Here is an 8927-nt window from a genome sequence, read left to right as displayed (position 1 = left end):
GTCAGTCTGTAGAGCGACCATAAGACCAGAACAGAGTAAATCTGTTAAGGCAGGTGCGGAACCCCGCAAGGGAAAGAAGCAGAAACCTAAATCGTGAGGTTTGGGAATCACCGTCCGTTTACGGCGGTGAGGATGTCAAGAATTGGGGAGCTTTTTCAGTGATCAGTCAACAGTAAACAGTAATCAGTGAACTGCTCACTGCTCACTGCTCACTGATTGCCTCCTATTGACACAAACGTTGATAAACTGTGGCTAAAGCTTGGACATCACCGACGTTACCCGGGAAAAGAACCACAGGTAAATTAGGAAAGAGGGGATGATCCAATTCTGTGCAGACCATGGAGACACCGGGGAGAATCTGACCGAGTAAACGGGCCGATTGCAGGCTTAAACCCGTACTTAAGACATCATTAGAGGTAATTCCGCCTTTACTGATTAAAAAACTGATGTCACTGGGTAAACCCTTAACAATGTCCATTAACAGGGTGGAGACGGCAACCCCAAAATCAAGACGTTTCTGCACAGAGGCAAAGGTTAACTCTTGCCGACTGGTATAGATCACGGGGGTTTGTTTATTTTTGTGAATAAGCTTGACTTTTTCTAGAACTTGTGCTAGGAGTTGATCTCTTTGGTCAGGACGATCGCGCAATGTCGTCACATCGATTTCGACTCCGACGGTGTTGGGTTGTTGAAGCAGTTCCTGTAATTGTTGGGTAGTTTTTTTGACGTGGGAACCGACGATAATTGCCCCGGCTTCCCCCGTGGGCTTATACTTACCCATAGATTCGGGTGCGATCGGTTGAGTTCCTAAATTAGCCAAAGAAGTTAAAATACTGGCGGCACTACGGAATAAAAATTTTTTTCCTGCCCCTGCGGCGGTTAAAATATCTTCAGCAAAGCGATCGAGATCCGCTTGAGTTTCCCCATCTACCACCCCACATTGATTATTTTTGAGCTTTTGCAGTCGTTCTAAACTACCTTGACGGATATCTGTCAGTAAAAATCTCTCTACATCATCTGCTTTAATTTTACCTTGCGTTTTCTCCTCCACATAATCCGGCAGATAACTGTAATGATAGGCAAAAACCGAATCGCGAGCGAATTCCGTCTCGTGGACGGGAGTGGGAACACCATCGATGATTAAATAATGAATACTATCGCGAGTGATTCTGCCCCCCTCAAAAAAGGCTGGAATCAGGAAATGTGCATCAAAACCGCCCAATTCTTCGGCAATAACATCAGTTTCGATCGGATAATGCCCGCGCAGGGTAGAATCGGAACGACTAACCACCAAAAAATCCTCGATTCCCTCTTTAGTTAAGGCAGTTTTCAGGTTATGACAGACTTCTCGCGTGACAGACTCGGCTTTTTCGGGGGTTAAAGCGCGAGTATTCGTCAAAACAAAGAAAATTGGCGCATTATCTGCCAATCCCAAGCGGAGAGTATCTTCATCCCACCGCATCAATAACAGACAACTATGGACTGTTTGGGAACCTGTCGGGTCATCATCTAAGACTATAATTTTAGGTCTATTATTGCTCATATATTTTTTATCAGGATGGGAGGGACGAAGGAATCAAGAGAATCTGGTTAATAGTTTATCGGGTTCTGGTTCCCCATTAAAGTCGTCCCCTCCGCAAGCAACCGCTATCAATCTTGATCACAATCTGTCCAATATAGGATAAGCTATACCATGATTCATACAGTGACGAAGTTGAGCGCGGGAGACTTCCCTTTGAATACGTTAATTCACCCCACTGCGGTTATCCATCCGTCGGCAAAACTTGCTCCCAAGGTTAAAGTTGGTCCCTATGCTGTGATCGGGGCCAATGTGGAAATTGAAGCTGATACAATTATTGATGCCCATGTGGTCATTGAGGGTCCGACCAAAATTGGCAAGGGTAATCATATTTTTTCCGGGGCTGTTATTGGTAATGAACCACAGGATTTAAAGTATAAAGGTGGCGAAAGTAGGGTAGAAATTGGTGATCATAACCAAATTCGCGAGTTTGTCACAATTAATCGCGCCACGGATACGGGAGAAGTTACCCAAATTGGCAGTAATAATTTATTAATGGCCTATGTTCACGTTGCCCATAATTGTATTTTGCAAGATAACATTATTATCGCTAATAGTGTCGCTTTGGCAGGTCATGTCCAGATCGAATCAAAAGCAGTTATCGGGGGGGTTTTAGGAGTACATCAATTTGTTCATATTGGCAAAATGGCCATGTTAGGAGGAATGAGTCGTATTGATCGCGATGTTCCCCCTTTTACTTTAGTGGAAGGCAATCCCTGTCGGGTGCGAACTCTTAATTTAGTCGGTTTACAAAGAGCCGGTTTTACCGATGAAGATCTAGCTTTACTGAAAAAAGCTTTTCGGATTATCTATCGTTCTAATATAAATCTTCAGGAGGCTTTAGAACAAGTTTCTCTCTTAACCGATAACCCCCATGTTCAACATCTATGTCAATTTTTACAATCCTCTACCACCGGAGAAAAACGCCGCGGTTTAATTCCGGGGAAATAATTTATTGATTGAGGAACAGGGTGTGGGGTGTGGGGTGATGGGGAAGTAGGGTGTAGGGTGTGGGGAAGAAAACTTCTTTCATCTGTGGGGGTGAAAATTTTTTCATCGGGACTGACTCCTGACTCCTGAATTCTTTTATTGTCAAATAATTATCCAAATGCGTATATTTATTAGCACGGGTGAGGTATCGGGTGATTTACAGGCAGCCATGCTGATTGAATCCCTTTTTCAACTAGCTAAAACCCAGGAAATTGAGTTAGAAATTTTTGCACTAGGTGGCGATCGCATGGAGTTAGCCGGAGCAAAAATGTTGGGTAAAACCACTCGACTGGCTGCCATGGGATTAATTGAATCTATCCCCTTTATTTGGCCAACTTTACAACTACAAAAACGAGCAAAAGAGTTTTTTAGAGATCATCCCCCTGATCTGATTATTTTAATTGATTATGTGGGGGCAAATGTGGCGATCGGTCAATCGGCTAAAAAAATTATTCCCGATGTCCCAATTATTTATTATATTGCCCCACAGGTGTGGATTTGGTCGGAAGAAAATATCCCCTCAGCTAAACTAAGGGCCACAGCAGAAAAGTTATTTAATACGGAGAAATTAATCGCCATCACCGATAAATTATTGGCAATTTTTCCTGCCGAAGCCCGTTTTTTTGAAACAAAAGGTTTACCGGTAACTTGGGTGGGACATCCTTTAGTTGATCGTATGGCAAATGCTCCCAATCGCCAAGAAATGCGGCAAAAATGGGCAATAAAAACCGAAGAAACGGTGGTTGCTTTGTTACCCGCTTCCCGTCAACAGGAGTTTAAATATCTCGTCCCGACGGTGTGCGCTGCTGCCCAAAAATTACAGGAAAAAATTCCCGATATTAAGTTTTTAATTCCCGTTCCACTAGCTTTATACGAACCCAAAATGCGACAATTAGTGAAGGAATATGGATTAAATGCGGTGATTATGGAACGAGATCAGACTTTAGAAGCAATTGCCGCAGCCGATCTGGCTGTAGCTAAGTCTGGTACAGTTAATCTCGAAATTGCTTTGTTAAATGTGCCGCAGGTGGTGGTTTACCGTTTAAGTGCAGTTACTGCTTGGATTGCCCGCAATATTATGAAGTTTTCTGTACCATTTGTCTCACCGGTAAATTTAGTTTTAATGCGAGAAATTGTTCCCGAATTATTACAAGAGGAAGCTAACCCGGAGAGAATTATGCAGGAATGTCTAGATTTATTATTAAATCAGCAACGTCGGCAAAAAATGTTAGATGAATACGCAGAAACTACAGCCGGTTTAGGAACAGTAGGCAGTTGCGATCGAGTGGCGCAAGAAGTGTTTAATTTTACAGTTCAAGTTCCGAAAAACCAGAAAAAAGCGGGGTAATTTGTAACTACCCCACCAAATATTATCAAGGAATTACGATTACTTATAAGCGTCCATACCCTCACAGGAACAAACCAGATTTCTGTCCCCGTAAGCATTATCAACCCGTCCCACTACCGGCCAGAATTTATAATCTTTTAGCCAAGAAAGCGGGTAAGCTGCCTGTTGACGGGAATAGGGACGACTCCAATCATCGGCAGTTAAAACTGCGGCTGTGTGGGGGGCATTTTTCAAGGGATTATCATGGATATCCATGCTACCATTAGCGATCGCTTGTACCTCTTGATAGATAGTTAACAAAGCTTCACAAAAACGGTCTAATTCGCCCAAAGATTCGCTTTCCGTTGGTTCCACCATCATTGTACCCGCCACGGGCCAAGAAACCGTCGGCGCGTGGAAACCGAAATCCATCAAGCGTTTTGCCACATCTTCCACCTCGATGCCGGCCTGTTTTTTCAGGGGACGTAAATCAATCACGCACTCGTGGGCGACTGTTCCCGCGCTACCCTTAAATAACACTGGATAGGCCGACTCCAGACGAAAAGCCATATAATTAGCGTTCAAAATTGCCACTTCTGTCGCTTTTTTCAAGCCGGCTGCCCCCATCATAGCGATATACATCCAAGAAATCACCAAAATGCTGGCACTACCCCAAGGCGCGGCCGAAATTGCCCCAATCGAGTCCTGATGCTTACCGTTAGCGGTTTCTGGGGATAATTTCGCCAAAACCAGGGAAACATCGGGCAGAAAAGGCACTAGATGGGATTTTACTCCGATTGGTCCCATACCCGGTCCGCCACCACCGTGGGGAATACAGAAAGTTTTATGGAGATTCAAGTGACAGACATCAGCACCAAAATCCGCCGGACGACATAAACCCACCTGAGCATTCATATTCGCGCCATCCATATAGACTTGACCACCGTATTGATGAATCAAGGCACAAATTTCGCTAATTCCCTGTTCAAAAACGCCGTGAGTGGAAGGATACGTTACCATCAAAGCCGCTAGATTATCCTGATGCTTCTCGGCCTTAGTTTTCAGGTCATCAATATCAATATTGCCCTGAGAATCGCAATTAACCGCCACTACTTTCATACCACACATAACAGCGCTGGCGGGATTAGTCCCGTGAGCGGACTCAGGAATTAAGCAAATCTGACGATGACCTTGACCGCGACTTTCATGGTAGGCTCGGATTACCTGTAAACCGGCATACTCTCCCTGAGAACCAGCGTTCGGTTGTAGGGAAATGCCATCAAACCCGGTAATTTCCCCTAACCAAGTCTCTAACTGTTGAAAGAGCAGTTGATAGCCTTCTGCTTGCTCAATCGGGGCAAAAGGGTGTAATTTGCCGAATTCTGCCCAAGTTACTGGAATCATCTCCGCTACGGCATTCAGTTTCATCGTACAGGAACCGAGGGGAATCATGGAAGTATTTAAGGCTAAATCCTTTGTTTCCAGACGGTGCAGATATCTGAGTAATTCCGTTTCCGAGTGGTAACGATTGAACACCGGTTCGGTAAGATAGGCACTGGTACGGGTTAAATTAGCGGGTAATTCTAGACTAATTTTCTCGACTAATTCGGCCGCGGTAAAGGGTAATTCCCCGGTTGGGGCAAAAATTTGCCATAAATCCCACACATCCCTGAGACTGGTGGTTTCATCGACACTAATTCCTAGATTATTCTCATCAAAATAACGCAGATTAATCTTATGGGTTTTTGCCTTCGCAAGGATGTCCTTAACTCCCGTGGATACCGTAACTTTGAGCGTATCGAAGCACGGTTCTTTCCCCACTTGATAACCCAACTGTTTTAACCCAGTTGCCAATAAAGCGGTTAATTTCTGCACTCTTTGGGCGATTTTCTTGATTCCTTCCGGTCCGTGATAGACCGCGTACATGGAAGCAATCACCGCTAGTAACACCTGTGCGGTACAAATATTACTGGTGGCTTTATCCCGGCGGATATGTTGTTCCCGGGTTTGCAAAGCTAAACGCAGTGCGGGTTTACCCTGACTATCCTTCGATACCCCGACAATGCGCCCCGGAATGCTGCGTTTATAGGCATCTTTGGTGGCAAAATAAGCGGCATGGGGACCCCCATAACCCAGGGGAACCCCAAAGCGTTGACTGCTACCCACGGCAATATCAGCCCCCAATTCGCCAGGGGGAGTCAACAGGGCTAAACTGAGAATATCGGCGGCAACGGTGACTAAAGCCCCATTTTCCTGCGCTTTGGCGATAAATTCCCGATAGTCATAAATTACGCCATCAGTGGCTGGATATTGTAATAATGCGCCAAAAATCGGCGTTTGGAAGTCAAAGAGACGATGATCCTCGATAATAATGTCAATACCTAAAGGAATCGCTCTGGTTTTAACGACTTCAATCGTTTGGGGATGGCAACTACTGGAGATAAAGAAAGCATTGGCTTTAGTTTTACACAGTCCATAACTCATGCTCATCGCTTCCGCGGCTGCTGTTCCTTCATCGAGGAGGGAAGCGTTAGCAATTTCCAGACCGGTTAAGCTAGTGATGAGAGTTTGGAAGTTTAAGAGAGCTTCTAAGCGTCCTTGGGCGATTTCCGCTTGATAGGGAGTATAGGCGGTGTACCAACCCGGATTTTCTAAGATGTTGCGGAGAATTACCGGCGGGGTGATACAGTCATGGTAGCCCATGCCAATAAAGGAGCGAAATACCTGATTTTTGGAGGCAATAGCTTTTAATTGGGCAAGAGCAGCGTATTCACTCAAGGCAGGTGCTAGATTAAGGCTTGTTTGTAAACGAATTCCTGACGGGACAGTTTTAGCGATTAACTCCTCAACGGTAGCAACACCCAAAACCGCCAGCATTTTCTCTATTTCCGTCTCCGTCGGCCCAATGTGACGGTTAACAAAGCTATCGGTACAGTCTAGCAGGTCTTGCAGGTCAGCAGGAGCGAATTCCTCGGTTTTCTCGGCCGTAATTGACCTATTTAGCATATTAATCTCGGTTTCAACAATTACAAAAGTGCTGCGTTTCATCGCTAGGGGTGATTTTAACGCAACTTGTCAAATTTTTGTAATATTTCAAGTCAGCAAGATCAAGCCTAAGCTAATTTGCTATCGACCTATGCACAAAATTAACTTCACTACTGCTTCGTCACCAAAAACCAACCGGAATCCGTCGATCCGATCACCTTTAATCCTTCTAAATCAGTAGCTTCTTTGGTTTGACGATCGATAATTAGGTAGGGTTGTCTGTGACTTTGCCAATGATTGATTAATTCTTCAGCAGCAAGGGGAAAAACCCGACGACCACTATAAAAATTTAACGAGGGGCGCTCATAGGCAAAAGCAACATAAACAGGGTGATCGGCCGGCACATATTTCTGTACTAAACTCGCCACCGGTTTGACGGGGAAATTCTCATTTAATTCCCATATCCACAGGGGAGAATTGACAAAAATAAACAAAGAAACCAACATTCCCCAGAGTAAAACCACGCTGAATTGTTCCGAGCGCCGAGCTAACAAAATCGCCGTTGTCACCATGGTCAGGGAAAGTGACAATAAGGTTAAAATAATTAAGGGATGGAGAGGTTCGATAGCGACAAAATTACCAGGAAAATAGGCCATTAAAGCTAATAAACCCGCCACAACGCCGATAATACCCAGAATAATTGACCAGATTGGATTATAGGGGCGATCGATGGGAAGATTACCCACCTGCGCCAAGGCATAACCGGCCGCTAAAGCCAAGGCCGGATAGATCGGCAGAATATACCAAGGCAACTTGGTCGCCATTACCGAAACCACCAACAGATAAACACCCGTCCAAACTAACAGTAACTTCGCCCAACTGTAGAGATGTTCCTGACGTGCTAAACGTAAACCCCAAACCGAGAAAATTAACCAAGGCCAACTATATTTAAGAATTTCCAGCAGATAATACCAAAACGGTCCGCGATGATCGTCCAGATCGTCACTAACTCGCTTTAACTGTTGAACAAAAAGGGAATCAAGGAACTCCCGCTCGTAGTGCCAAAATTGGGCGCTATACCAAGCAAAAGCGGGAGTTGCTCCCAATAACCAACCCGACCAAAAATAGGCAGAAGTTAATAACCGGGGGGTATCCCAGAACAGAAAAATCAAGCCGATACCCGCCAATAATAGCCCCATAATACCCTTAGTCAGACAAAGGAGGGCAAATCCTAACCCCGCCCCCAGAGACCAGCGTAAATCGCGCCGTGAGCGCAGTAAACAGACAAACATCAGGATTTCAAAACACAATACCGCTCCATCCAACATGGCTAAACGGCCATGACGCACCACCGGCAAAAGAGTTAGATAGATCAAGGCCGATAGTAAAGCTGGTAAACGAGCGGGAAAAATTTCTCGACCGAGAAGGTAGAGGAGCGGCACCGATAAAGCTGTTAAAAAAGCGGGAATTAGTCTAGTATTGACCTCATTGATGCCCCAGAAATGGTAGGTTAGACCGATCAAACTATGAATCAACGGCGGTTTATTCAGGTAGGGATCACCCCAAAGACTGGGAAATAACCAGCGCAATTGTTCCAGTGGGGTTTGGCTAATTTCCTTGGCCACCTGAGCAATGGTCGCTTCATCCCAATCCCGCAAGGGTAAATTACCTAATCCCACTAGATAGATAATTAAGGCCGCTATTAATAATCCCAGTAAACACAGAAATTCTTTAAAATTTTCTCTCTGACGCAATTTATAACTAGAATATCCCCAAGTAAATTTTTGACGGTTCATAAGCTAGGTCAGTTATCAGTAAACAGTAAACAGTAATCAGTAAACAGTAATCAGTAAACAGTAATCAGTAAGGCTCTCCTAGACTGGTTATAGCAAATTAGTAGTTTCAATGGTTCTTCGTTACTTGGTATGGTTCGATAGGGGGGCATAAATCGACTAAATCCTTATCTGGCAAGAGATTTAATTGATTAGTTCGCTCTAGATCAAAAACAATTGACAAAAATCGCTAAATGCCTTTCTATATAAGGGT

Annotated in this window: 5 protein-coding genes; 2 read left to right on the top strand and 3 right to left on the bottom strand. The window is 44.5% G+C overall.

The features are described 5' to 3' along the window. Window positions 1-223 precede the first annotated feature (223 nt). Window positions 224-1543 carry a four-carbon acid sugar kinase family protein gene (locus tag IM319_RS18360; protein WP_287736514.1) on the bottom strand — a complete coding sequence of 440 codons (1320 nt, stop codon included), beginning with the start codon at window positions 1541-1543 and terminating at the stop codon, window positions 224-226. Window positions 1544-1693: 150 nt separating this feature from the next. Here IM319_RS18360 and lpxA point away from each other — a divergent pair, with 150 nt between their 5' ends. Continuing rightward, window positions 1694-2530, top strand: coding sequence for an acyl-ACP--UDP-N-acetylglucosamine O-acyltransferase (gene lpxA / locus IM319_RS18355; protein WP_286825556.1), 837 nt, complete (start codon window positions 1694-1696; stop codon window positions 2528-2530). A gap of 157 nt (window positions 2531-2687) precedes the next feature. Next, window positions 2688-3917: a lipid-A-disaccharide synthase gene (gene lpxB / locus IM319_RS18350; protein WP_287077305.1), complete on the top strand. Its 1230-nt coding sequence runs from the start codon at window positions 2688-2690 to the stop codon at window positions 3915-3917. 39 nt (window positions 3918-3956) lie between these two features. Here the strand turns inward: lpxB and gcvP are convergent, their stop codons facing one another. Both gcvP and IM319_RS18340 read right to left on the bottom strand, forming a co-directional pair. After that, the gene (gene gcvP, locus IM319_RS18345) at window positions 3957-6944 is read right to left on the bottom strand and encodes an aminomethyl-transferring glycine dehydrogenase (protein ID WP_286825558.1); all 2988 of its coding nucleotides are present in this window, start codon (window positions 6942-6944) and stop codon (window positions 3957-3959) included. A 107-nt stretch (window positions 6945-7051) separates the two neighbouring features. After that, a complete protein-coding gene (locus tag IM319_RS18340; protein ID WP_287736513.1) occupies window positions 7052-8677 on the bottom strand; it encodes an ArnT family glycosyltransferase in 1626 nt (541 codons plus the stop codon). Window positions 8678-8927: the final 250 nt, after the last annotated feature.

The organism is Microcystis sp. M113S1, assembly GCF_020246945.1.
GTDB lineage: Bacteria > Cyanobacteriota > Cyanobacteriia > Cyanobacteriales > Microcystaceae > Microcystis.
Note: the sequence above shows the minus strand (reverse complement) of the source record. Positions and strands in the feature narration are given on the sequence as shown.